The following is a 24391-nucleotide window of genomic DNA, read 5'->3' as shown; positions in this document are numbered from 1 at the left end:
AATAAACATGTCTGAAAAATTATTACACGTCGTCAATAAACAAGTAGCAGATTGGACTGTGCTTTACGTAAAATTACATAACTATCACTGGTACGTAAAGGGAAAAGACTTCTTTACACTCCATGAGAAATTTGAGGAACTTTATACAGAAACAGCGACATACATTGATGATTTGGCTGAGCGTATGCTTGCGTTAAATGGACAACCTGTTGCGACAATGAAAGAATGCTTAGAAATTTCTAGCATTCAAGAAGCTGAAGGAAATGAATCAGCGGAGCAAATGGTGAAAAATCTATATGATGATTTCTCCAATATTGCTGAAGAATTAAAGCAAGGAATGGAGCTGGCTGGAGAAGTTGGCGATGAAACAACCGGTGATATGCTGCTTGCAATTCATCAATCTATTGAGAAACACAACTGGATGCTTAAAGCATATTTAGGTTAATACGTATGTGGAAGGAATGTCGATCGTCAAGAGATCGACATTCCTTTTTTGTTGGAATCGGGACAGACAGCCCATTGAAATCATAGGGCTTTCAGCCGAAGAGAAAAGAGAAGGGAGGGGAGAAAATGTCTTCTATTGCAGGAATGATGAGTCAGCAAGTCGCAAGCATTCAAAAAACACTTAATATGAGTTTGTTGAATTCACAGCTTGCTACGAATACAGCACAAGCCATGGTCATGCTGGATCAAGTCCAGCAGCAGCCTCAAGCTGTTCAGCCAAAGGATTCAGACGCTCGCTTTATCGATGTGAGAGTCTAAAGATGGAAGCCGCCGCACAAGGCGGCTTTTTTTCTTTAAAAGACGACGCCTTTATTTTTTGTCGTCCAAGCTATTGCGAGGAACTGACATATACTATTGAGGTAAGGAGTTCCACTCTGAAAGGATGTTGATGCCAAGTGAGCAAGGATTTAGGCATCTTTTCGTTGTTTACAGTCAGTTTGTCAGCGATGGGCTTTCTGTTTGGTGGAGCAGGATATTTACTGATGATATTAGTAACACTCATGGCGATTGAATTAATTTGTTCAAGCCTAAGAGAATCTTTGACAGGACAGCTCACAATGAAACGTTTTTCTACGCGGCTTGTTCGAAAGATTGTGACGGTCTTTTTAATATCGATGGCGCATTTCTTTGATGTCATGCTGAAGACAAACGGGATGATTAAGGATTTAGCGATCATCTTTTATATTATTTATGAATCTTACCAAATCGTCTCGACAGCCAATGCCCTCGGAATTCCTATTCCACAGTTGTTTATTGATGTGTTGGACATGTTAAAAAATAAATTGCGCAAAAAGCCGTAATTTCTTCGTAACTGGTCATACTAAAGGAAAAAGGATGAATCAGATGACGAGACACACATATTATGTATCCGTACAAGATGGATCGATATCGCAGCATAGAGATGCGGCGGCTTGGCAATTTCAAATAGAAGCAGATGATGATCAAATTTTGCAGCTGAGGGAATATTTCGATGAACAGTATATGACCGATTGGAAAGGCTTCTTTCGAGCGCATGTTCCGTATCTTGAATATCATTTTGACAGTCCGAATGATGAAATGGATCGAAAAAGAAAAGAGATATATTCTATGATTTTTAAGCTCGGAAATGAAGAGACAAAGAATTTTATTGAAACAAATGGATTAATGAATTGAAAAAGCATGTAGAGATTTTTCTACATGCTTTTATTTTCGCGGTTGTAAGATGCCTCCGATGAGATCACTAAGCCCGCCTCTATTCTCTTGCTGAGATGACTGTGAATTCGTAAATTCATGAGATGAGCCCTGGCTCTGAGGCTTGTAACGGTTATCGTCTAAACCGACCCGTAAGCCGGATGTACGCTCAGATGGCTGAATAATAACAATTTGGTCTTGTTCTTGGAACTCAAATAAGTAGGATTCACCAGATGTTTGTCCGATGAGGGTCTTCCAGTTCACATCTAATTTGACCTTCGGTGCTTTACCTGTCCAAGCGACAATGGCGTCAGGATCTACACGGCAAGGAGCTTTTAAAATGAGCGGGTTTCCATTTGTTTTAATGGCGACCTGCGCCCCGTGGCCTTGGTAGGAGAGCTTTGATGTAAATAGTCCTTTTTGTGATAATATCCCAACGCCTACTGGTGTCACGCCGTAATGACATTCCTCGGTAAAAGCAAGTAAATCCTCACTTTCTACACTTACATGCTGCCAAGGACCGCTTGGCTCAAGATTAATCACTGTCACGTGCTCGCTGGAATCAGCCAAATAACAAGTGCCTTGTCCACTCACTTCCATCACTTCAAGGTTTTCACCTGTCAATTTCCTGCTGATATGGTTAAATACTTGGCTAACCATATTTCCTTTGTTCGTTCCGAGTAGTCGTTTGCGATATTGAAACGTACCTTGATCGGCAATCATTGCGCCTTTTTTCGCAAAAAAGATTCCGCTTCCTTCTGCTTGTAAAGTGAGTTCTTCTATTGTGTTGAAATGAAATCCCATTGGTGCCTGCTCCTTCCATGCGTCAAGATGTGAATCCGTAGATGCGGCATAAATCATGTAAATCTAACGTAGTTCCTTGCCCGGTTGCGATGATTTTCCATTCTTCCTTATCTCTGATGAGTTGAGCGCAAATGATGGAGGTACAATACGAATAATCTTCTGTTAATTGAAAGGTACAAATCTCTTGTTGTGAGATTTGATCAGTCAGATGCACATAGGCGTTCGTCACTTGTCCAAAATGATGCTTGCGCTCGTGGGCATCATGTATTGTGGCTGTTACAACGATTTTATGAATATCAGGAGAGACTCTGCTTAATTGCATAATGATCATTTCATTGTCTCGATACCCGCCGCCTACTTGATGATCACCAAGGTGACGAACAGCTCCGTCTAAGCTTTGCTGCTGGTGATAATAGATCAGATGGTTTGGAGACAACAGTTTGTCCTCTTCATTTAAGAGAAACACTTGCGTATCTAAATCAATTGGTTGGCCAGCCAAATCCCAGCCAAGCCCGATTTGAATTTGGTCGATATTCGGATTGTCTTTTGTTAACTCTAGCTTTTGCCCTTTGATGAGATGTTTCTTGATCATCTCATGAGAGGCGTCTACTTTTTCAATTTTACTGAACGTATGCGCTTGGTCTTTCTCTTGTTTTGACCCATTTGTTATCCTCATGCTGTTTTCCTCCTCGGCGTCATAGGACAAACACTCATTGATTTACGTCATCAAGGGATAAAAGGTTTCATGATTAAAATGTGGTGAAGTTGGGGATGATAAAAAGGTTTTAGCAACAATACCTCATTTTAAATACAGACGGAATGAAACCACTCGTTTGTTTCACTTTTGATAAAAATTCTTCAGAGAAATGTGATCTGTGGTATGATGTTTTACAAGAAGCAAGGACAGGATATGAGGGATTTTACATGCATGTATTTAAAGATTATTATCATAATACGGTCAAGCTCTCCTTTGAAGAGAAGCCTTTTTCAAGTCATCCAAAGCATGTTTGGGCCATCTGCCGTTATCAGGGGAAATGGCTGCTCACAGAACATGAGGATCGGGGCTATGAGTTTCCAGGAGGGAAAGTTGAGCCAAATGAAGAAGCAGACCAAGCCGCTATACGTGAGATTCAAGAAGAGACGGGTGCTGTTGTTCGTGAATTAACGTATATTGGCCAATATCAGGTGCTAGGTAGAGAAAAGGTCATCGTAAAAAATATTTATTTCGCTGATATTGAAAGGCTCGAGAAGCAAGACACGTATTTTGAAACGAAAGGACCTGTTCTTTTCGCAGACTTGCCAAGGTCCATCGCAAAAAATAAGAATTTCAGTTTTATTATGAAAGATGATGTGTTAAGACAAAGTCTAGCTTATTTAGAAAAGAACGGTTTGATTCGTTAAAAAAAGCGCAGGGAGATCTCCCTGTGCTTTCTTTATTTTTGGAGAAAACGGCGTTCGAGCCATTCCACAAGCTGGTACATGATGGTCGCAAACACGGCAATAATAAAAAGACTTAAGAACACGAGTGTAAAGTTGAAGACTTGAAAGCCGTAAATGATCATGTAGCCGAGCCCTTTTGAGGATACAAGAAATTCTCCTACAATGACCCCAACCCAAGAAAGACCTACATTCACTTTAATGGCAGAAATCATCGTTGGAATACTAGCTGGCAAAATGACCTCTCGAAAGACAACGCTTTTTCTCGCACCAAAGGTTTTCATCACCTTTAAATAATTCTCATCGACCTCTTGAAAGGCAGTGTAAATGACGATCGTCGTTATGATCACACTAATGATCGCACCCATGGCGACGATGCTGATCATACCAGGTCCAAGGGCAACAATTAAAATGGGGGCGAGGGCCACTTTTGGCATGGCATTTAAAATGACTAAATAAGGGTCAAGAACGTTTGCTAATCGGGTGGACCACCATAAGGCGGCGGCGAGCAAAATGCCGCAAAAGGTACCAAGTAGAAAACCGAGTACCGTTTCAAATAATGTAATACTCATATGATTCATTAAAGAACCATCTTGAATTTTTTGCACAAACAATTGGCAGACCGCTGATGGTGAACTGAAAATAAGCGGATCAATGAACCTGAAATGACTAGCAAGTTCCCAAAGTGAAAAGAAGCTGGCGAATATGATGAGCTGATAGATACGTGTGATCCGTTTTTCCATTCGGTATTTTTTGCGATAAGCTTCATGTAATAGATCACTGTGTTTCAACTGTTTTCAGCTCCTTCCAAATCGTTTGAAAGAGCTCTTGGAAATGCGGGGTCTGTCTCGCTTCAAAAGGAGAGAGAGCCCTTATGTCGTCTGGAACGGGAAAGATTCGCTGGATAGAGCCTGGGTGTTTTGAGAATAAGAATATGCGGTCACTCATCGCAATGGCTTCACCGATGTCATGTGTTACAAGGACTGCTGTTTTTTGATAGTTTTTTAATGTGTCAAAGACGAGATCTTCTAATGTGAGTTTTGTTTGATAGTCTAGCGCTGAAAATGGCTCATCAAGTAAAAGCAGACCGGGATCAACTGCAAGCGTTCGGGCGAGAGCCGCACGCTGCCTCATTCCGCCAGACAGCTCCTTCGGATATTTTTCCTCTACTTCATGTAGTCCAAGCTTAGGTAGTAAATCAAGGGCAGCTGAGACGGACTCATGTGAATCTTGTTTCGCAATTTTTAACCCGAGGATCACATTTTCCTTAATGGTCTTCCAAGGAAACAAATAATCTTGCTGGAGCATATAGCCGATTTGATGCTCCTGTTGATTGGGTTCTTTTCCTTCGATTAAAATTCGACCTTCAGAAGGCGGTGTGATTCCTGCGATGATAGACAGCAAGGTGGTTTTTCCGCAGCCGCTGGGACCAATAAATGAGATGAATTCACCTTGGTCTATCTCCAAATTGATGTGCTGTATAGCCGTTGTTTTTTCTTTTAAAGAGAAGTACGTATGGGTCACATGGTCAATTTGAAGGAAAGACATGTGCTACCTCCTATTCTATTTGTGATCTGTGACCTTCTTTGCAATGGAGGAATCGACAAGTTGTTTGTACGGGATAAATTCCGGCAATTCACCGCTTTCCTTCATGATTTCCTGCAATTTGTTCCATTCCTCTTCATTCAAAAGGGGATCTGTTGCAAAGGAATCTTGCTGTTTATAGCGTTTGATCGCAGTTGATAAGACATCAAGATCTGTATCAGGAAAATGAGATTGAATGGCCTTTGCGATCTCCTCAGGCTGTTTGGCTTCTACCCACTTCTGCGCTTTGTAAATGGCGCGGGTGAAGGCTTCAGCGCTCTCTTTGTTTTCCTCTAAGTAACTCTTCTTTGCCATGAAGGTGGTATATGGCACCTTGCCAGAAGCTTCTCCAAAGGAGGCGGTAATGTACCCTTTACCTTCTTTTTCGAGTAAGGAAGCGGTCGGTTCGAATAACTGCACAAAATCGCCAGTTCCAGAGGAGAACGCACCTGAAATGTTGGCAAAATCAATATTTTGAATCATACGAAGATCCTTTTTCACATCAATGCCTTCTTTTTTCAAGACATATTCACCGACCATTTGCGGCATGCCGCCTTTCCGCTGTCCTAAGAAGTCTTTTCCTTTTAATTGATCCCAAGAGAATTGGTTTACTTTCTCCCTTGAAACAAGAAATGTGCCGTCTGTTTGTGTCAGCTGTGCAAAGTTCATGACAGAATCCTTTGTGTCTTGAGCCTCTACATAGATAGAGGATTCAGAGCCGGTCAGGGCGATATCAGCACCGCCTGATAAGAGAGCTGTCATCGTTTTATCGCCGCCCCAAGTGGTTTTCAGTTCAACCTCCAGGCCTTCTTCTTTGAAGAAACCCTCAGATAGTGCGACATAAAGCGGAGCATAAAAGACCGAATGGGTCACCTCGGCTACTTGTACGGTCTGCTCCTGTTCTTTTTTACAGGCGACAAATGGAATAAAGAGCAGGACGACGACGATGAATGCCAGTCTGACTTTGATGGAACGATTCAAGAGTAATTCGCCTCCTTTGTTCTAGATCACTATTAAAGTATGTGAAAAGGGATTTTTGGTGAGTGCCTAGATAAAAATAAGAAGCGCATTGTTTATTTATAGAACGCGTCTTTTTTTCTATACTAGAGGCATGAAGGCTTTCTTGAATTTGGCAGAAATAAAGGAGCGGTTTCGTGTATAGATTGAGTTGGGTTTTTGTTGGATGGTATTTAGTAGGTCTGATCTTAATGGTCTTTTTTGAAGTGCCAGCATGGCTTCAGTTTGCAAACGGAATCTTTCTTGTGCTGTATGCTTGCTGCGTCATCGAGATCGGGCGACAGATTTATGGCTCATGGGGATTTGTCATCAAAAGGGCAGCCATTGTCGGGGTGCTTACATTTACAGTCGAGTGGATAGGGATCACAACGGGGTTCCCATTTGGGGCCTATGACTATTATCCGACGTTAGGTTTTTTAGTGGCGGGGGTGCCATTAACCATTGCGTTTGCATGGGTTGGCGTGTTTTTAAATAGCCTTTTTTTATCCAGTCAGCAGTCAAAGTGGAGACGAGCCATCGAAACGGGGATATGGATTGTGTTGCTTGACCTTATTTTAGATCCAGTAGCAGCAGAGCGGAAGTTTTGGGTGTGGTATGACGGCGGCGGGTTTTATGGTATTCCTTTTGAGAATTTTGTGAGCTGGGGTATGATTGGAGCAGGACTTTCATTTCTTTTCCCGCTTGTCTCAATTGATCAAAAGGCACTCAGCTGGACGAGTCGTATTTATCAGGCGATGGTGTTCTTTTTTGGTCTTCTGGCATTAAAGGGTGGACTCGATGTCATTTTTTATTTAGCACTCATCATTGTCATTTTGTGTGAAGGAAGGGTTCGATTTGAAAGAAAGCGACAAAAGTCGATCGTTTAGACGTCTATTTTCACTTTATCTAGAGCGATATTTACTTCATAAGCATTTCCGCTGTGTCATGATGAAAGGCTCGGTCGATCCGAAGGAAAACCTGCCTGTTCTTTATCTCGCCAATCATAGCTCATGGTGGGATGGTCTGATCATTTTTCTTTTAACAGAAAAAGCGTCTGAATTTGATCACTACATGATGATGGAAGAGAAACAGCTGAAGCAATATGCTTTTTTTCGTAAACTTGGGGCGTTTCCGGTTCATAAAGAGAACTTAAAAAGTGTGAAACACGCTTTAATGACAGCAAAAGAGAACATGGAGGACGGCGGAGCGGTCTGGCTTTTTCCACAGGGGAAAATTATGCATCAGGACGTGCGGCCGCTTGAACTGGAAGGCGGGGCTTCTTTTTTAGTGAGGCAATTTGAACAAGTTGTGGTGAAGCCTGTCACCTTGCAGTATACATTTAATCAATTTCAAAAGCCGACAGTTTCTGTTATGTTCGGCGATGATGCCATCGTATCTGGAAGCTCCCTGCGAAGCAAGGATATGACGTGTATGCTTGGCGATCTGCTTGAAACGCAGTTAAACAGACATCAAGCACAGATCATTGCAGATCCTGATTTTTCAACAAACGAAGAATTTAAACAGATCACAAGGACAAGTCAGTCAACAAGTGATGCGTTTGATTCTTTTAAAAAGTGGGTGAAAACATGGCGCTCTTCTTAACTGTGATCAGCGTGCTCCTGCTTTGCCAGTTTCTATTCACGATATGGAATATGAAGCAGTTTCCCGTGTTAAAGCCCGCTTCTTTTTCATCAGACGAACCCATTTCGTTATCGATCCTGATTCCGGCTAGAAATGAGGAGAAACGGATAGAAGCCTGTCTTCAGTCGATCGTTGATCAGCGTCTTTTTCCGAAAGAGGTAATTGTACTTGATGATCATTCGACCGATCAGACAAGAGCGGTTGTGGAGCGATTCTCACAAACATATCCATGGATTCATGTGCAGTCAGGTCAGGCATTAAAGCAAGGGTGGCTAGGAAAATCATATGCTTGTTCTCAGCTTGCTGAAGCAGCGGCTTCTGATTGGCTATTCTTTTTAGATGCGGATGTCCGGTTGAAACGGGGAGCAATAGAAGCTGTGTACGAGCAGTTATGCGCGCAAAAAACCGGCATGCTGTCAGGCTTCCCAGAGCAAAAAACCGGCACTTTCTTTGAGCATCTTGTCGTTCCCATGATGATGTTTACCATTGGTTGTCATCTGCCTGTGAAGTGGGTCAGAAAATCAAAGAATCCGGCTTTTGCCGCCGCGCATGGAGGATTTATTGCCATTGAAAAGAATTGCTATCACGACATCGGCGGACATGAAGCGATTAAGGATTCGCTAGTGGATGATATGGCATTGGCTAGACGGGTGAAGGAACAAGGGTTTCCGTTCACTCTTGCAAGCATTCATCCGTTTGTGTATATGAGAATGTATGAGAGTGGCCAAGAGGTATGGGAAGGTTACAGGAAAAACTTGTTTCCAGGTGTCAATCGAAGCATTGCTTTGTTAAGCAGTGTCTTTTGTTTATACACCCTGCTTTATTTGGCACCAATCATTTGCTTGATGGTGGCTTTGTTAAAGCTGGATGTGCTTAGTATATGCTTAGCCATTCTTTGCTACGGACTAGGTGTGTCGATCAAAGCGGCAATTGATATTGAGAACGGAAGAACTTCTGCAATGGCCTTTTTATTACCGGTCAGCATTTTGAGTCTGATCGCCATTGGCTTTGCTTCTATGAAAATCGGTCTGAAAAAAGAAGGGTATGAATGGAAAGGGAGAAGGTACGAATGAAAAAAGTGATCATCATCGGTGGCGGGCTGGGCGGATTATCAGCAGCGATCCGTTTACAATCACGCGGGGTTCAGGTCACCATATTAGAAAAAGAAGCGGCTTTAGGCGGGAAATTGCAGCGCCATCAGGAGGCTGGCTACTCTTTTGATTTAGGACCGAGTACCATTACAATGAAGTCGTACTTTGAGGAAGTATTTGCTTCCTGTCATAGACGGATGGAGGATTACGTGACATTTTATCCGATTTCTCCTCTGACCAAAAATGTTTTTTCAGATGGACATACGGTTGAATTTACGCCCAATATCGAGCAGATGGAATCACAAATTGCAGCATTCAGTCCTGAAGATGCAAAGCAATACCGTCCATTTTTACAGGAATCAAAGATGCTTTTTGAACAGGCTGAGGATCAGTTTTTAAATCGTTTGTTACTGACGTGGAAGGATAAGGCGAATGTAAAACTCGTGAAAGCCCTTCTCTCTGTCAAACCGTTTACAACCGTTCAACGCTTGCTCCGAAAATATTTCCGTCATCCTCATACACTGGCGATGTTCGGACGGTATGCGACATACATCGGCTCTTCTCCCTATGAGGCACCGGCTATTTTTAATATGATGGCGTATTTAGAAGGAGAGAAAGGGATTTATGGCATAAAGGGCGGTACATATCGTTTAGTTGAAGCATTTGAGACTTTGGCAAAGGAATTAGGTGTACAGATTCATCTGAATGAACAAGTCAACAAGATTCATGTGAAGGACCGGCGAATTACAGGAGTAGAAACGGCTCACCAGATGTATGAAGCTGATCAAGTTATTGCAGGAGCGGACGCGCTGACTGTCTACCGCCATCTGATTGATGAAAAAGACCGCCCAAGCTTTTTAAATCAAAAGCTTGCTACTATTGAACCGTCATTATCTGGCTTTGTTCTCTTATTAGGTGTACCTAAGGTCTATGAACAGCTGTCCCATCACAATGTGTTTTTCCCAGAGAATTATGAGCAAGAATTCAAGGATATTTTTCAACAAAAACAACTGCCTCAAGATCCGGCGCTCTACATATGTTATTCAGGTCATTCAGAACCAGCTTTAAGCGGAGGACCGGGAAGAAGCAACTTGTTTGTACTGGCGAATGCGCCTTATGTGACAAAAGAGCAAGATTGGGACATGCTAAAGGAGACATATCAGCAGCATATGAAAACAAAATTAAAGGAAAAGGGTCTCTTTGATATAGATCAGGTGACCGAATATGAAGCGGTTCAAACTCCGCTTGATCTGCAGCAGAAAACGGGCGCATTTCATGGAGCCATTTATGGGATGTCTTCCAACTCATTCAAGCAGGCGTTCTTCCGTATCAATAATCAGTCAAAGGACATTGAAGGACTTTGGTTTGTTGGAGGAACAAGTCATCCGGGCGGAGGCACGCCGATGGTGACAAAATCAGGTCAGCTCGTTGCAGAAGCGATCATCAAGCAATTAACGTAAGAACAGATGAAAAGGAGAGAAATCAAGTGATTGTGGAAAAAAGAAGGTTTCCGTCCCCCCATCCGCAGATTCACTTATTTACAGTGACCTATGAGGTAGATGGACTTCGGATCAAAGGGCTGCTTGCTGAACCTGCCGGAGAAGGTCATTATGACGGCTTTTTGTATTTAAGAGGCGGCATAAAAAATGTGGGAATGGTGAGACCAGGCCGAATTGTGCAATTTGCCGCGCAGGGATTTGTCGTATTTGCCCCTTTTTACCGAGGAAATCAAGGAGGCGAAGGGAACGAAGACTTTGCTGGAGAGGACCGGAAAGATGCTTTTGCTGCCTTTCAATTGTTAAAGCATCACAAAAAGGTGAAGCAGGATCGTATTCATATCTTTGGTTTTTCGCGCGGAGGCATTATGGGCATTTGGACTGCTGTCGAAATGAAACAAGAGGCGGCCTCCTTTGTGACATGGGGAGGCGTTAGTGATATGAAGCTTACCTATGAAGAGCGTGTGGATATGAGAAGGATGATGAAACGTGTGATTGGCGGTCCCCCGCATAAGGTGCCAGAGGCCTATGAGGACAGAACGCCTTTAAATGATGTGGACAAAATTGAAGCGCCTGTTCTGATCATCCACGGAGAAGAGGATCAAAATGTATCCATTGAGCATGCGTATTTATTAGAAGATGCGCTGCGCCAGCACGGGAAGTCAGTGGAGACTTGGTATTTCCATGGGCGCAACCATTATTTTCCACCCCAGCATAATCGCGAAATTGTCAGAAGGCTGACGACGTGGATGCTCAGCCGGAAAAGCGAAAATGTGGTAAAATAAGCAGTATAACGAAATTTAGAAAGTAGGGGGATTTTCAATATGGGAATGCCTGTTGAATTTAATACAATGATTGTCACGAAGGGAAAAGAGACAAGAATTGAAGAGAATGTATTTGAACTCATGAAGGAAGGATACCGCATTTATCCATTAAATATTCCGCTTGAGGTGCGTAAAACGAAAGACGGAGAAAAAACAGGGACAGCACATGTTGAAAAGCTGGAGCTTACAGACAATGTGACTAAGGTCACTTATCGTCTCGTATCATTACATTCAACAAACTAACAAAAAAGCTGAGGGAGTGATTCCTCAGCTTTTTTTATTTGATTATACGAGTGGTCCGCCTTTAGCTTCAATGTCACTTGCTGCGTGGCTGAATTTTTGGAAGTTCTTTTTAAATTCATTGGCAAGGAAGTGTGCTTTTTCTTGATAAGCCTCTTGGTCATCCCATGTTTTAGAAGGTTGAAGCACTTCATCTGGTACGCCAGGAATATGAAGCGGGATGTGTAATCCAAAGATGTCATCAGTGATCATTTCGGCGTTGTCGAGGTCACCTTCGATCGCTGCTTGCACCATTGCTCTTGTATGCGCTAGGTTCATACGTTTGCCTGTACCATAGCCTCCGCCAGTCCAGCCTGTGTTCACAAGGAATACTTTTGCGCCGTGCTCATCAATTTTCTTGCCAAGCATTTCAGCATAGACGTGAGCTGGAAGCGGCAAGAATGGAGAACCGAAGCAAGTAGAGAACGTCGTTTCTGGTGATGTAACACCGCGCTCAGTTCCTGCTAATTTACTTGTGTAACCGCTCAAGAAATGGTACATCGCCTGTTCTTTTGTTAAACGGCTGATTGGAGGTAAAACGCCAAATGCATCAGCTGTTAAGAAGACAATGGCAGATGGGTGTCCTGCGATACTTGGCTTCACGATGTTATCAATCATTTCAATTGGGTAAGCAGCACGTGTGTTTTCAGTGAAGAATGTGTCGTCATAATCCGCTTCACGTGTTTCTTCATCAAGCACGACATTTTCAAGAACTGATCCGAAGCTGATGGCTTTGTAGATTTGCGGTTCTTTTTCTTCGCTTAAGTTCACACATTTCGCATAGCATCCGCCCTCAATATTGAAGACTCCTGAGCCAGACCAGCCATGTTCATCGTCACCGATCAGCTTGCGGCTTGCGCTAGCTGAAAGCGTCGTTTTTCCAGTACCTGAAAGGCCAAAGAATAGTGCGACATCGCCTTCTTGACCGACGTTTGCTGAGCAGTGCATCGATAAAATATCTTGCTCAGGAAGCAGGTAGTTCATGACAGAGAAAATGGACTTTTTCATCTCTCCTGCATATTCTGTTCCACCAATCAGAATGGTGCGTTTTTCAAAAGAAACGATAATAAACGTTTCAGAGTTTGTGCCATCTGTTTCAGGATCTGCTTTAAAATGCGGTGCAGATAAGATGGTGAAAGGTTTTTCGTTTGAAGAAGGTGTTGATCCGTCAGGTCTGATGAATAGTTGCTTTGCAAAGAGATTGTGCCATGCGAATTCGTTCACCACTGTAATTGGCATACGGTATCTTTCATCTGCGCCGGCAAATCCTTCAAAGACGAATAATTCATCACGTTCTTTTAAGTATGACACAACCTTTGTATATAAACGGTCAAATGCTTCTTTAGAAATCGGCTGGTTGACTTGACCCCAATCAATTTTATGTTCAGAGCTTTCTTCTTTTACGATAAATTTATCTTTAGGCGAACGTCCTGTGTAGGCACCCGTTGTAGCACGGACAGCTCCTGTTGATGTTAAAACGCCTTCATCACGTGCCAAAATCTTTTCAACAAGTTTCGGAACAGATAAATTTTGGTGCGTATTTTCTAATGAGAGCAATGACTGCAAATCTTCTTTTAAATCCACTGAGTTCATAAAAAAACCCTTCCTTTACCGTTGAATTTGTTTTGTTTCGATTAGTATAACACATTCATAAGAATAGTCTATACTATTTAAATATTTTTGTGTGTGTTTTTTCATTTCTGCTCTGAAAATATGCTTTTTGGTGATGCTAATATTGAGGTGAAAAAAAGGGAAGATAATTCTGATGAAGCATTGACATGACGCAAGTGTTTAAGATAAGATAACTTATTGAACGGATACTCTTATCCCGAGTTGGTGGAGGGACAGGCCCGATGAAGCCCAGCAACCGGTTTCTTATGAAAAGGCATGAATATGCTGAGAAACCAAGGTGCTAACCTGATGCAAGGTACAAGAACACCTTGAGCGATAAGAGTGAAAGGCATGCGATCTCAGACCCTTTCCTCGCAATGAAGGAAATGGTTTTTTTATTTTTGGGATATCATATGAACAAATTGCCAATAACATCTCTAATAGAAACGTTTTCAAATATAAGAGGGAACGAGTTCCGTATCATATTGGAGACCTCATCTCGGGATGATGTGGTCTTGTACAGGAGGAAATAGCCATTATGAGTCAAAATCGTCGTTTATTTACTTCAGAATCAGTGACAGAAGGACATCCGGATAAAATCTGTGACCAAATTTCAGACAGCATTTTGGATGAAATTCTAAAGAAAGATCCAAATGCACGTGTTGCCTGTGAAACTTCTGTTACAACGGGTCTCGTATTAGTAAGCGGAGAAATTACAACGTCTACTTATGTCGATATTCCAAAGACGGTGCGTGACACGATTAAGGAAATTGGCTACACACGTGCGAAATATGGTTTTGATGCGGAAACATGTGCAGTGCTCACATCCATTGATGAACAGTCTGCTGATATTGCGCAAGGTGTAGACAAAGCGCTTGAAGCACGTGAAGGCACAATGACTGAAGAAGAACTTGATGCGATCGGTGCAGGTGACCAAGGATTAATGTTTGGTTTTGCCAACAACGAAACTGAAGAACTTATGCCGCTACCAATTTCACTAGCACATAAATTATCTCTCCGTTTAACTGAAGTACGTAAGGATCAAACACTTGCCTATCTTCGTCCAGATGGAAAAACACAAGTAACAGTAGAATATGATGATCAAAATAAACCTGTTCGTATTGATACAGTGGTTATTTCTACCCAGCATGCACCAGAAGTGACGCTTGAACAAATTCAAAGCGACTTAAAAGAGCATGTCATCAGCCCTGTCGTTCCAAGTGAACTAATTGATGAACAGACAAAATACTTTATTAACCCAACTGGTCGTTTCGTGATCGGCGGACCTCAAGGGGATGCTGGTTTAACTGGACGTAAAATCATCGTTGATACGTATGGCGGATACGCTCGTCATGGCGGTGGTGCTTTCTCTGGGAAGGACGCAACAAAGGTTGACCGTTCAGCGGCATATGCTGCTCGTTACGTAGCGAAAAACATCGTAGCTGCCGGCCTTGCTGATTCTTGTGAAGTACAACTTGCTTATGCAATTGGTGTTGCACAGCCTGTATCGATTTCAATTGATACTTTCGGAACAGGAAAAGCTTCTGAAGAAAAATTAATTGAAGTGGTTCGTGCGAACTTCGATCTTCGTCCAGCTGGCATTATTAAAATGCTTGACCTGCGTCGTCCGATCTACAAACAAACAGCTGCATACGGACATTTCGGCCGTCATGATTTAGATCTTCCGTGGGAAAAAACAGATAAAGCCGATACACTTCGTCAAGAAGCATTAGGACAATAACAACATAGAAAACCGCTTATTTTAAGCGGTTTTCCTTTTGATTAAAAAAAATTATACAAAAAGCGAAAAAATGTGAAACAAAAACGGACAAATAACTGTCTAATTATAGGTCTACTTTTAAGAAATAACATAACGTGGAGGCAATAATATGTGTGGGTTTGTTGGTGTGTTTAATCACCGTCCATTGTCCGAAACTACTGAGCAGGAAGAGTTAATTAAACAAATGAACCGTCTCATCGTTCACCGTGGTCCGGATGATGAGGGTTACTTTCATGATGAGCATGTAGGATTTGGATTTAGACGTTTAAGTATTATAGATGTTGAGCACGGAAAGCAGCCGCTTTCGTATGAAGATGAAAAGTATTGGATTATTTTTAACGGGGAAATTTATAACTATGTGGAGCTGAAGGAAGAGCTTGTGAAAAAGGGCTATACGTTCAGCACAGATTCTGATACGGAAGTACTGCTTGCCACATACCGTCATTATAAAGAAGAAGCGGCTTCTAAGCTTCGCGGCATGTTTGCCTTTTTAATTTGGGATAAAGAAGCGCAGCAATTATATGGCGCAAGAGATCCGTTTGGCATCAAACCGCTTTATTTTACACAAGTGGAAGAGCAAGTGTACTTTGCGTCTGAGCGCAAAAGCTTGATGGCTGTGAACGAGAACATCCTATTTGATGAGACTTCATTGCAGCAGTATATGTCATTCCAATTCGTTCCTGAGCCAAATACGCTTGATCAAAAGGTGCATAAAGTTGAGCCTGGTCATCAGTTTATTTTACGCCCAGGGCAAGAGATCGAATTTAAGACATACTGGAAAGTTCAATTCAAACCTGAGCAAACACAAGAACAGAAGTTAATCGAAGAAGTACGCGATGCAATCTATGATTCTGTGAATGTTCACATGAGAAGTGATGTACCTGTTGGTTCATTCCTATCAGGTGGTATTGATTCTTCCTTCATCGTGTCTGTCGCAAAGGAATTACACCCTGAGCTAAAGACATTCTCTGTTGGCTTCCAGCAGGATGGCTTTAGTGAAGTTGATGTTGCGAAGGAAACAGCTGATAAGCTAGGCTTACAAAACTTCAGCGCCGTCATTTCTCCAGAGGAATATATGAACGAGCTTCCGAAGATTGTCTGGCATTTAGACGATCCTTTAGCTGATCCGGCGGCGATTCCATTGTACTTCGTGGCAAAAGAAGCGAAAAAACAAGTGACGGTTGTTCTTTCAGGTGAAGGAGCGGACGAGCTGTTCGGTGGATATAATATTTACCGTGAGCCTCTTTCTCTTAAACCATTTGAATCTGTACCAACTATGCTGAAAAAGCTTCTTCTTCGTCTGGCTCGTTTAATGCCAGAAGGAATGAAAGGGAAGAGCTTTATCGTTCGCGGTTGTACGCCATTAGAGGAACGTTATATCGGTAATGCGAAAATTTTTGAAGAGCCAGTGAAGAAAAACCTTTTAAAGCATTATGATCCAAGCATCACGTATCGTGATGTAACGAAGACATACTTTGAGGAAAGCGCTGGCTACAGTGATATTAACAAAATGCAATATGTTGATATCCATACGTGGATGCGCGGGGACATCTTATTGAAAGCAGATAAGATGACGATGGCGAATTCTCTTGAGCTTCGTGTTCCATTCCTTGATAAGGTCGTTTTCGAAGCGGCTTCTAAAATTCCAGAAGAGCTGAAAACAAAAGATGGCACAACGAAATATTTATTGCGTAAAGCAGCAGAAGGCATTGTGCCTGACCATGTGTTAAACCGTAAAAAGCTTGGTTTCCCTGTGCCAATTCGTCATTGGCTGAAAAATGAGATGAATGCTTGGGCGAAAGACATCATCAAAAACAGTCAAACAGATGAATACATTAATAAAGAGTATGTGCTTGATTTATTAAATGAGCATTGTGCTGGTAAAGCAGATCATAGCCGCAAGATTTGGACCGTCCTTATCTTTATGATTTGGCATAGCATTTATGTGGAGCGCAGCATTGATCCAGAGCAGTTGAATCATCAACCGAAAGAAGTCATCTTTAGTTAATGAAAAAAGGTTTTCAGCGCAAAGCTGAAAACCTTTTTTGTCATGATAGAAAGCGGCGGAAAAGGGTAAAATAACAAGCGGTTCATAGTTATTGCTTAATATCCTGAAAAAAACATGATAAAGTGAAGATACGTGTATGATGTTAACGGGATATAAGGGAACGATAGTATTGTCCTTTTTCTACATATTCTCTACGGATTCTGTCCATGTCTTGGATATCTTCATCTGTTAATTGACGGACGACCTTGGCTGGACGGCCGAAAGCGAGTGATCCTTTTGGGATAACCTTTCCTTGAGGGACTAGACTACCTGCACCGATAAAGGCACCTTCGCCAATTTCTGCACCATCGAGAATGATGGACCCCATACCAATGAGGGCATTTTTTCGAATGATTGAACTATGTAATGTGACTTGGTGTCCAATGGTAGCACCATCTTCTATAAGAAGTGTTTTTCCAGGACTTTGATGCAGACAGGATAAATCTTGAATATTGACGTTTTTTCCAATTCTCACAGGAGCGACATCGCCTCTGATGACGGTTTGGAACCACACGCTTGAATATTCTCCAATCGTGACATCTCCAGTAATGGTGGCGTTATCTGCGACAAAGACCGATTCATGAATCTCAGGTGTAAACTGATGATATGGATAAATCACTTTTTCTACTTCCTTTCTTAATACAACATTTGTGAGGTGTTTACTTTGTGGACTTGGCATGCTGAAAGACCAGTTGGTACAATTGTGATAGTACATGGTGCAAGTGAATATCACGGCCGATATAAATGGCTGATCGAAATGTGGCGAAATGCCGGCTATCACGTCGTCATGGGTGACCTGCCTGGGCAAGGGACATCGACACGTGCGCGCGGCCACATTCGTTCGTTTCAAGAATACATTGATACAGTAGATGAATGGATCGAACATGCGAAATCATTCAGGCTTCCTACTTTTTTACTTGGACACAGTATGGGCGGACTCATTTCAATTGAGTGGGTCAAGCAGTATACCCATACGAAGATTGATGGCCTTATTTTATCATCACCTTGTTTAGGTCTGCAATTTAAACCGAAGAAGCTAATGGATTTTGCATCAAAAGGTTTAAATGTGCTCGCACCGTCCTTTAAAGTCGAGTCAGGGCTGTCGATTGAACTAGCCACACGAAATCAGGCTGTGATTGAAGCAGACTCCAATGACTCCCTTTACGTAACAAAGGTGTCGGTTCGCTGGTACCGAGAGCTGATCAAAAATATTGATGCGGCCATGCAGCCAACGAATGTTTTTAAAACAATTCCGCTCCTTTTAATGCAGGCGGGTGATGATAAGATCGTCGACAAGACGAGGGTGATTAAATGGTTCAATGGCATTGAATCAACCAATAAGTCGTATCGTGAATGGGAAGACCTGTATCACGAAATTTTTAATGAACCGGAAAGAGAAGATGTGTTTAAGGCAGCAAGAGCCTTTACAGATCAATATATTTGATGGTGAGCTTTAAGTTAGGGGTGGATTGATTTGTCAGTACCAGAGCGTCCTTTTGCACTGATGACCAAGGTGTATAAAGATATTTTTCCGCTTGTACATCAGGAGCTGAAAAAGTGGCGGGCTCATGCAGAAATGATTGAAAATGAAGAACTGCGTACGCAGGCATTAGCGAGCATATCAAGTAAAACCTTTCACTGCGAAGGCGGAGGCATTTTATCTCTTCTAGCAGGTGAGGCGAAAGAAACGTGTATTGAATTCATTGTGGCGTATCAAACCATCAGTGATTACTTAGATAACCTATGTGACCGCAGTACGTCGCTTGATCCAAAAGATTTTCATATGCTGCATCAAGCAATGAGAGATGCGCTTGATATACATGCTGAGCTCAAGCCTTACTACCAATTCCGTGATGATCAAGAGGATCATGGGTATTTACACGCGCTTGTCCGCACATGCCAAGACGTGCTGTCGCGCCTTAATCATTATCCGATCATTCAGCCATATTTACACACGCTGTGCGATTACTACAGTGATTTGCAAGTACATAAACACGTCGTTCCTCATGAGCGGGTTCCGCGGCTAGAATCGTGGTTCCGCCAATATGAAAAGGATTTGCCTAAGATGGAATGGTATGAATTTTCAGCTTGTGCAGGATCAACGTTAGGGATTTTCTGTCTTGTGGCGTATGCGCTTCAGCCAGACTTTACAGAAACGCAGGCGAAGCAAATTTATGAAAGTTATTTCCCTTATATTCAAGGTCTGCACATTTTACTTGATTATTTAATTGACCAAGAAGAAGATCGGCTTGGAGGAGATCTAAACTTTTGCTCCTACTATGCTTCTCATCATGAGATGATGGATAGACTTCAGCATTTTATTGAAAAAGCAGATGAACAGCTAAAAGGCATTCCGCACGAAAACTTTCACAAATTGATTAACAGAGGATTATTGGCCGTCTATTTGTCCGATGAAAAGGTGACAGCCCAAAAAGAGATGAATAAGCTGGCAAAACGGCTGATCAGATCAAGTGGGAAAACATCGTTCTTTTTCTATATCAATGGAAGAGCTTACCGGACTTATCAGAAAATGCCGTGGATGAAATCCTCATAAAAAAGCTCAAATCCATTAGGATTTGAGCTTTTTTTCAATAGCGACCACAAAAGGCGGGTCGTTTTGAATATTCATGTATTGATATGATAAAACTTGTACCTTTTCATGAGAAAGTGATCTGCAATAGTCGAGAAGCACTTCTTTTTCTCTTTTCCCTTCAGGGTGTCCATGATAGATCACAAGGACGATCAGACCTCCGGGTTTAAGCCAGTCGAGGAGCTGCTTAATGGCTTCAATGGTTGTATGAGCTTGAGTAGTGACAGCTTTATCGCCTCCGGGCAAGTACCCAAGGTTAAACACTGCACCAGAGATCTGTTCATAAACATCTCTTGGCAGGTGATGAGCTAGTTTTTCATGACCATCGTGAATCAGATAAACATAAGGATATCCCTCGCCAAGCCTTTTACGTGTCTGCTCTATGGCTTCTTCTTGTACGTCGAATGCGAAAACTTGTCCATCAGGACCGACAAGATCAGCTAAATAGAGAGTATCGTGGCCATTGCCCATCGTTGCATCAATAACGATATCACCTTTTTGACAAGCACGTTCTAACAGCTCTTTACTAAAAGGGAGCATGCGTTTCAAGATCATTTTGCTGCTTCTTCCAATCTGACGAAGCGTTTGCCTTGATAGCTGTTACGTCTTTCAAGCTCAGCATTAATGGCATTTAATACTTCCCACTTGTTTACACTCCACATTGGACCAACCATTAATTCAATCGGGCCATCGCCTGTAATACGATGAATAATCATTTCTGGTGGCAGGATCTCCAGCTGATCACAAACAAGCTGAACATATTCCTCCTGGCTTAGAAACTCCAGTTTGCCTTTTTCATATTGCTTGACCATAGGAGTTCCTTTTAAAAGGTGAAGTAAATGAATTTTAATTCCTTGCACATCTAAATCAGCCACAGCTTTTGCTGTCTCCATCATCATGTCGCGGTTTTCAAGAGGCAAGCCGTTGATGATATGCGAGCAGACACGAATGCCGTGTTTTCGAAGTTTTTCTACACCTTCTACGTAGCATTCGTAATCATGGGCACGGTTAATGAGCATCGCTGTCCGTTCATGAACTGTTTGAAGACCAAGCTCTACCCAAAGATAAGTCCGCTCATTTAATTCAGCTAAATACTCCACCACGTCATCTGGCAGGCAGTCAGGTCTTGTCGCAATTGATAAACCGACCACACCATCCAAATTCATCACGGTTTCAAATTTTTCCTTTAAAACAGGAAGCGGGGCGTGTGTGTTTGTGTACGCCTGAAAATATGCCATATATTTTCCGTCTTTCCATTTTGTATGCATCCGGTCTTTGATTTCGTTAAATTGAGTGACGAGATCATCCGCCCTGTTTCCTGCAAAGTCACCAGATCCTGCGGCACTGCAAAATGTACAGCCTCCATGGGCTACAGTACCATCACGGTTTGGGCAGTCAAAGCCGCCATCTAAGGCCACTTTAAATACTTTATGACCAAAGTGCTCTCGCAAATGATAGTTCCATGTGTGATAGCGTTTCTCGCTGTTTGAATATAAAAAAGGGTTATGCTGATCCAAGTCAGTAACCTCCTTGCGTAATAATAGGCATCCTTAAAGTTTAACAAAAATCATGAAGGAGGACAATTGAATCTGTCCAACATTTTCTTTAGTGAAAAAGCTTTAGGTGGGCAAAATAGGCTGGAGTAATGATGAAATGGAGGGAATGCCGGATGGCAACAAGGCAGTCAATCGATGAATTTATCCAAAAAAGTACTGAAACCCTTGAGTTTGCAAACGAGCAATTTGATTTGAACTTACGCCAAGAGCATTATAACGAGGACGAATTTTCTAAGGCACAGCTTATGCTCGAAGATGCGGTGAACGAATTAGAAAAATTAAAGGATGTCGCCAATGACCAGCAAAGAGAGCGGTTAGACAGAGCGCGTGTTCAAATTCAAAGCTTGCAAAATCAAATGATTTTAGGTATTTCTTACGACAACGAATGATGAACAGATCCTTTTTTAAGGGTCTGTTTTTTATTTTTTGAAAGGTTATTGACTTTTCGATTGAGTGTCTATATTGTATTAAGTGTACTACATCAACTAATACACTAAAGACACTTAAAAAGTGAAGAAAGGTGTTCAACCATGAAAAAAGAAAAAAAACCAATCAATTTGAAGTGGATGGTGCTGGCTGTTTTGTTAGCATGTACATTTTTTTTCGTTCTCGTTTTCATTGGTTTTGAAGTTCAAAAAGATTTGATACTTAATTCAATCCCTTTAATGCAAGGGCATGAACAAGCAATAGGACTGCAAAAGCATGAATGAGGAAAGAGGGAGCCATCATGATTCAAATAGATCCACGAAGCGCTGCGCCAATATATGAACAAATCATTGAGCAGTTAAAAATTTTATGTCTAAAAGGTGTAATGAAACCTGGAGACAAACTGCCCTCTGTCAGAGAGCTCGCCACTATTATCATCGCCAATCCAAACACCGTCAGTAAAGCATATAAGGAGCTTGAGCGGGAAGGAATTATTGAAACATTAAGAGGCCGCGGAACGTATGTAACAGAAGAGGCCCAGTTAAAGCTGAATGAAGGGAAGGTATTGGAGATGAAGGAGCAATTAAGACAACTTATTATAGAAGCTCATTATGCCGGTATTGATATTCAACAACTGAAGGAATGGATAGAAGAAATCGGCTCAAGTCTTGAGGGAGGAAAAAAAGTTGATTGAGGTTAGAAATGTATCGAAGACATTAAACGGACGTGAAGTACTCAGTAACGTTTCCTTCAAATTAGGCGAAGGTGAGATCTTTGGTTTGCTTGGTAGGAATGGCTCTGGTAAAACAACTCTTCTCCGCTTGATTCAGCAAATTCTTCTTCCTGATGAAGGAGAGATTTATTTTAAAGACGTGCTTGTGAAAGACCACCCGTTAGTGAAGCAAAATATTGTGTATATGCCAGTCGTCAATCCTTACTTTGACAGATACAATTACGGGCAGCTTGTCCAGCTGTTAAAGCATATTTACCCAAAGTTTGACGTGACATATGCCAATGAACTTGTGAATCGCTATGAAATTCCCGAAAAAGTAAAATACCGTGAACTATCGACAGGGTTAAAAAAGCAGCTCTCATTAATTTTAAGCTTTGCGATCAAGCCAGCCGTGATTCTATTAGATGAACCGACAGATGGTATTGATGCCGTCACAAGAAATGATGTCCTTCAACTCATGATCGACGAGGTAGCGGAACGTGAAACGTCGATTCTCATCACATCGCACCGATTAGAGGATATTGAGCGTATGTGTAACCGAATCGGGTTTTTAGAAGGAAATCAACTCACAAGTGTCATGGATCTTGATGAATTAAAGAATGATTATGTCAAAATCCAGATGGCTTTTGAAGAAGATATGAACTTGAGTATACGAAAAAATGGCGTTGCGATATTAGATCAAGCGGGCATTTTTTATACAGCGCTCGTTCTTAAAACCGATGTAGAGGCTAAAGAGTACTTAAAGTCGCTACAGCCAAAAGTTTGGCATGAACTGCCTGTGAATTTAGAAGAAGTATTCATTGCAAAGTTTGGAGGGAAACGGAGATGGTAAAGCGGCAATTATTATATAAGGAATGGAAGCAATCAGAGCTGACATTTATTTTAGTGATGCTGGTTGCAGTCTTTACGACGCCATTATCCTTTTTGCTGGGGTACTCGTCCTTTCAAACTTGTGTAAACGACCCCACATGTACAACCGTAGATCATTACTTTTATTATAATTTCAGTTCTGATATTTTTATCGCCCTCTCATGGACTATGGGTTTGTTTTTTGCGATTATCCAGCTGGGATATGAAAGAAATAAAGGACAAATTGATTTTACTTTATCCTTGCCGTTTAGCAGAAGTACCATTTTTCATACAAAGTTTTTCTTAGGTGCCGGAATTATCACACTCGTTCATGTATTGTCATATGCCTTCACTTACTTACTCATATTAGGCATCCAACCAAAAGAGACGTTTGACTTTAATAGTAGTTACCTCATTGCACTTGTGTCTACCCTAATGATTTATAGTTTGTGTCTTGCAGCAGGTGCTTTAACAGGAAGCGCAATTAGTCAAGCCATTGTCACATTCAGTACATCGATATTGCCATATTTATTAATTTGGCTTCCGATGTTCCATTTGGATTTTATTTTCAAAACGGATAGATCATGGGTCGATGCAAGTTTTGACCATTTTATTATGCCGATATCTCCTATCACTTATATTACAGATTTTAAATATCGAGATGCAAGTGACTATCCAACATGGTTCACTGGTGAAGAATTCATCATACCCATTGTGATGATGATTGTATTTTATCTCATTGGTTTGTTTAGCTTTATGAAGCATCCTATTGAACGAAATGGCCGTTTCTTCCTTTACTCAAAAATGGATAGACCGATTCAGATTTTGGTCATTGTCTTCGGTGTTCTAGGGTTTGGATGGGTTGGATTTTCTTCTGACACCTCCATATTGGGTTATATTGTCGGCATGATCATCGGCGGCGTTGTAGGTGCACTAACAAGTTATTTCTTAATATATCGAAAAAGATAAACAG

At 41.7% G+C, this 24391-nt stretch carries 29 protein-coding genes and 1 riboswitch; of the genes, 20 read left to right on the top strand and 9 right to left on the bottom strand.

The window, feature by feature from the left end; genetic code table 11:
- Window positions 1-7 precede the first annotated feature (7 nt).
- The 4 genes from GPS65_RS16305 (at window position 8) to GPS65_RS16290 (ending at window position 1656) form a co-directional block, all read left to right on the top strand.
- Entirely contained in the window at window positions 8-445 is a 438-nt protein-coding gene (locus GPS65_RS16305; RefSeq protein WP_012010992.1) for a Dps family protein, read from the top strand.
- Between the two features lie 125 nt (window positions 446-570).
- Window positions 571-762 carry a hypothetical protein gene (locus GPS65_RS16300; RefSeq protein WP_088004115.1) on the top strand — a complete coding sequence of 64 codons (192 nt, stop codon included), beginning with the start codon at window positions 571-573 and terminating at the stop codon, window positions 760-762.
- 137 nt (window positions 763-899) lie between these two features.
- Entirely contained in the window at window positions 900-1304 is a 405-nt protein-coding gene (locus GPS65_RS16295; RefSeq protein ID WP_012010991.1) for a phage holin family protein, read from the top strand.
- A gap of 43 nt (window positions 1305-1347) precedes the next feature.
- Window positions 1348-1656 (top strand): hydrolase, encoded by a 309-nt coding sequence (locus tag GPS65_RS16290; protein WP_119125274.1) that lies wholly within the window; start codon window positions 1348-1350, stop codon window positions 1654-1656.
- A 30-nt stretch (window positions 1657-1686) separates the two neighbouring features.
- On the opposite strand, the gene GPS65_RS16285 is transcribed toward GPS65_RS16290, so the two are convergent.
- Together GPS65_RS16285 and GPS65_RS16280 are read right to left on the bottom strand one after the other, a co-directional pair.
- Window positions 1687-2478, bottom strand: a complete 792-nt coding sequence (locus GPS65_RS16285) for an AIM24 family protein (protein WP_012010989.1) — start codon at window positions 2476-2478, stop codon at window positions 1687-1689.
- A gap of 22 nt (window positions 2479-2500) precedes the next feature.
- Window positions 2501-3154, bottom strand: coding sequence for a TerD family protein (locus GPS65_RS16280; protein WP_012010988.1), 654 nt, complete (start codon window positions 3152-3154; stop codon window positions 2501-2503).
- Window positions 3155-3402: 248 nt separating this feature from the next.
- On the opposite strand from GPS65_RS16280, the gene ytkD reads away from it, so the two are divergent.
- Window positions 3403-3879, top strand: coding sequence for an RNA deprotection pyrophosphohydrolase (gene ytkD, locus GPS65_RS16275; protein WP_012010987.1), 477 nt, complete (start codon window positions 3403-3405; stop codon window positions 3877-3879).
- Between the two features lie 32 nt (window positions 3880-3911).
- Here the strand turns inward: ytkD and GPS65_RS16270 are convergent, their stop codons facing one another.
- Genes GPS65_RS16270 through GPS65_RS16260 form a run of 3 tightly spaced genes read right to left on the bottom strand, consistent with a single transcriptional unit; the run spans window position 3912 to window position 6480 of the window.
- A complete protein-coding gene (locus GPS65_RS16270; protein ID WP_372585422.1) occupies window positions 3912-4658 on the bottom strand; it encodes an ABC transporter permease in 747 nt (248 codons plus the stop codon).
- 34 nt (window positions 4659-4692) lie between these two features.
- Window positions 4693-5463, bottom strand: a complete 771-nt coding sequence (locus tag GPS65_RS16265; protein ID WP_119125272.1) for an ABC transporter ATP-binding protein — start codon at window positions 5461-5463, stop codon at window positions 4693-4695.
- Between the two features lie 15 nt (window positions 5464-5478).
- On the bottom strand, window positions 5479-6480 hold the full coding sequence (locus GPS65_RS16260) for an ABC transporter substrate-binding protein (RefSeq protein ID WP_119125271.1): 1002 nt from the start codon (window positions 6478-6480) through the stop codon (window positions 5479-5481).
- A 173-nt stretch (window positions 6481-6653) separates the two neighbouring features.
- Here GPS65_RS16260 and GPS65_RS16255 point away from each other — a divergent pair, with 173 nt between their 5' ends.
- The 6 genes from GPS65_RS16255 to GPS65_RS16230 are packed head-to-tail and all read left to right on the top strand — an operon-like array spanning window position 6654 to window position 11790.
- Window positions 6654-7382 carry a carotenoid biosynthesis protein gene (locus GPS65_RS16255; RefSeq protein WP_012010983.1) on the top strand — a complete coding sequence of 243 codons (729 nt, stop codon included), beginning with the start codon at window positions 6654-6656 and terminating at the stop codon, window positions 7380-7382.
- Entirely contained in the window at window positions 7351-8097 is a 747-nt protein-coding gene (locus GPS65_RS16250; RefSeq protein WP_041815872.1) for a lysophospholipid acyltransferase family protein, read from the top strand. The genes GPS65_RS16255 and GPS65_RS16250 overlap by 32 nt, the downstream gene beginning before the upstream one ends.
- Window positions 8082-9209, top strand: a complete 1128-nt coding sequence (locus GPS65_RS16245; RefSeq protein ID WP_012010981.1) for a glycosyltransferase family 2 protein — start codon at window positions 8082-8084, stop codon at window positions 9207-9209. The genes GPS65_RS16250 and GPS65_RS16245 overlap by 16 nt, the downstream gene beginning before the upstream one ends.
- Complete coding sequence (locus GPS65_RS16240) at window positions 9206-10687, top strand: phytoene desaturase family protein (RefSeq protein ID WP_012010980.1); 1482 nt, start codon at window positions 9206-9208, stop codon at window positions 10685-10687. Before GPS65_RS16245 ends, GPS65_RS16240 begins: the two co-directional genes overlap by 4 nt.
- Window positions 10688-10713: 26 nt before the next feature.
- Complete coding sequence (locus GPS65_RS16235) at window positions 10714-11508, top strand: alpha/beta hydrolase family protein (protein WP_119125270.1); 795 nt, start codon at window positions 10714-10716, stop codon at window positions 11506-11508.
- 39 nt (window positions 11509-11547) lie between these two features.
- Entirely contained in the window at window positions 11548-11790 is a 243-nt protein-coding gene (locus tag GPS65_RS16230) for a DUF2584 domain-containing protein (RefSeq protein WP_003217584.1), read from the top strand.
- Between the two features lie 42 nt (window positions 11791-11832).
- On the opposite strand, the gene pckA is transcribed toward GPS65_RS16230, so the two are convergent.
- The gene (gene pckA / locus GPS65_RS16225) at window positions 11833-13419 is read right to left on the bottom strand and encodes a phosphoenolpyruvate carboxykinase (ATP) (RefSeq protein ID WP_012010978.1); all 1587 of its coding nucleotides are present in this window, start codon (window positions 13417-13419) and stop codon (window positions 11833-11835) included.
- A gap of 227 nt (window positions 13420-13646) precedes the next feature.
- A riboswitch (SAM riboswitch) is annotated at window positions 13647-13780 on the top strand.
- 195 nt (window positions 13781-13975) lie between these two features.
- Here pckA and metK point away from each other — a divergent pair.
- The gene (gene metK / locus GPS65_RS16220) at window positions 13976-15178 is read left to right on the top strand and encodes a methionine adenosyltransferase (protein ID WP_012010977.1); all 1203 of its coding nucleotides are present in this window, start codon (window positions 13976-13978) and stop codon (window positions 15176-15178) included.
- A 148-nt stretch (window positions 15179-15326) separates the two neighbouring features.
- The gene (gene asnB, locus GPS65_RS16215; RefSeq protein WP_012010976.1) at window positions 15327-17225 is read left to right on the top strand and encodes an asparagine synthase (glutamine-hydrolyzing); all 1899 of its coding nucleotides are present in this window, start codon (window positions 15327-15329) and stop codon (window positions 17223-17225) included.
- 142 nt (window positions 17226-17367) lie between these two features.
- Here asnB and GPS65_RS16210 read toward each other — a convergent pair whose 3' ends face one another.
- Window positions 17368-17883, bottom strand: a complete 516-nt coding sequence (locus GPS65_RS16210; protein ID WP_012010975.1) for a gamma carbonic anhydrase — start codon at window positions 17881-17883, stop codon at window positions 17368-17370.
- A gap of 45 nt (window positions 17884-17928) precedes the next feature.
- Between GPS65_RS16210 and GPS65_RS16205 the strand changes: the two genes are divergently transcribed.
- Window positions 17929-18708 carry an alpha/beta hydrolase gene (locus tag GPS65_RS16205; protein ID WP_012010974.1) on the top strand — a complete coding sequence of 260 codons (780 nt, stop codon included), beginning with the start codon at window positions 17929-17931 and terminating at the stop codon, window positions 18706-18708.
- Window positions 18709-18738: 30 nt separating this feature from the next.
- Entirely contained in the window at window positions 18739-19818 is a 1080-nt protein-coding gene (locus GPS65_RS16200; protein WP_119125269.1) for a tetraprenyl-beta-curcumene synthase family protein, read from the top strand.
- A 15-nt stretch (window positions 19819-19833) separates the two neighbouring features.
- Here the strand turns inward: GPS65_RS16200 and mnmM are convergent, their stop codons facing one another.
- Together mnmM and mnmL are read right to left on the bottom strand one after the other, a co-directional pair.
- Window positions 19834-20409 (bottom strand): tRNA 5-(aminomethyl)-2-thiouridylate-methyltransferase MnmM, encoded by a 576-nt coding sequence (gene mnmM / locus GPS65_RS16195; protein ID WP_119125268.1) that lies wholly within the window; start codon window positions 20407-20409, stop codon window positions 19834-19836.
- Window positions 20406-21371 (bottom strand): tRNA modification radical SAM protein MnmL/YtqA, encoded by a 966-nt coding sequence (gene mnmL, locus GPS65_RS16190; RefSeq protein WP_012010971.1) that lies wholly within the window; start codon window positions 21369-21371, stop codon window positions 20406-20408. The genes mnmM and mnmL overlap by 4 nt, the downstream gene beginning before the upstream one ends.
- Window positions 21372-21523: 152 nt before the next feature.
- On the opposite strand from mnmL, the gene GPS65_RS16185 reads away from it, so the two are divergent.
- From GPS65_RS16185 to GPS65_RS16165, 5 genes are all read left to right on the top strand, one after another.
- Window positions 21524-21799, top strand: a complete 276-nt coding sequence (locus tag GPS65_RS16185; protein WP_034665376.1) for a YtzC family protein — start codon at window positions 21524-21526, stop codon at window positions 21797-21799.
- Between the two features lie 141 nt (window positions 21800-21940).
- Window positions 21941-22120 (top strand): hypothetical protein, encoded by a 180-nt coding sequence (locus GPS65_RS16180; protein WP_012010969.1) that lies wholly within the window; start codon window positions 21941-21943, stop codon window positions 22118-22120.
- Between the two features lie 17 nt (window positions 22121-22137).
- Window positions 22138-22530 carry a GntR family transcriptional regulator gene (locus GPS65_RS16175; RefSeq protein WP_044142160.1) on the top strand — a complete coding sequence of 131 codons (393 nt, stop codon included), beginning with the start codon at window positions 22138-22140 and terminating at the stop codon, window positions 22528-22530.
- Complete coding sequence (locus GPS65_RS16170) at window positions 22523-23401, top strand: ATP-binding cassette domain-containing protein (RefSeq protein ID WP_041815864.1); 879 nt, start codon at window positions 22523-22525, stop codon at window positions 23399-23401. Before GPS65_RS16175 ends, GPS65_RS16170 begins: the two co-directional genes overlap by 8 nt.
- Window positions 23395-24387 carry an ABC-2 transporter permease gene (locus GPS65_RS16165; protein WP_012010966.1) on the top strand — a complete coding sequence of 331 codons (993 nt, stop codon included), beginning with the start codon at window positions 23395-23397 and terminating at the stop codon, window positions 24385-24387. Before GPS65_RS16170 ends, GPS65_RS16165 begins: the two co-directional genes overlap by 7 nt.
- The last annotated feature ends 4 nt before the right edge of the window (window positions 24388-24391 follow it).

Source organism: Bacillus pumilus (genome assembly GCF_009937765.1).
GTDB lineage: Bacteria > Bacillota > Bacilli > Bacillales > Bacillaceae > Bacillus > Bacillus pumilus_O.
The sequence above is the reverse complement of the archived record's forward strand: the minus strand, read 5'-3'. Positions and strand labels throughout refer to the sequence as shown.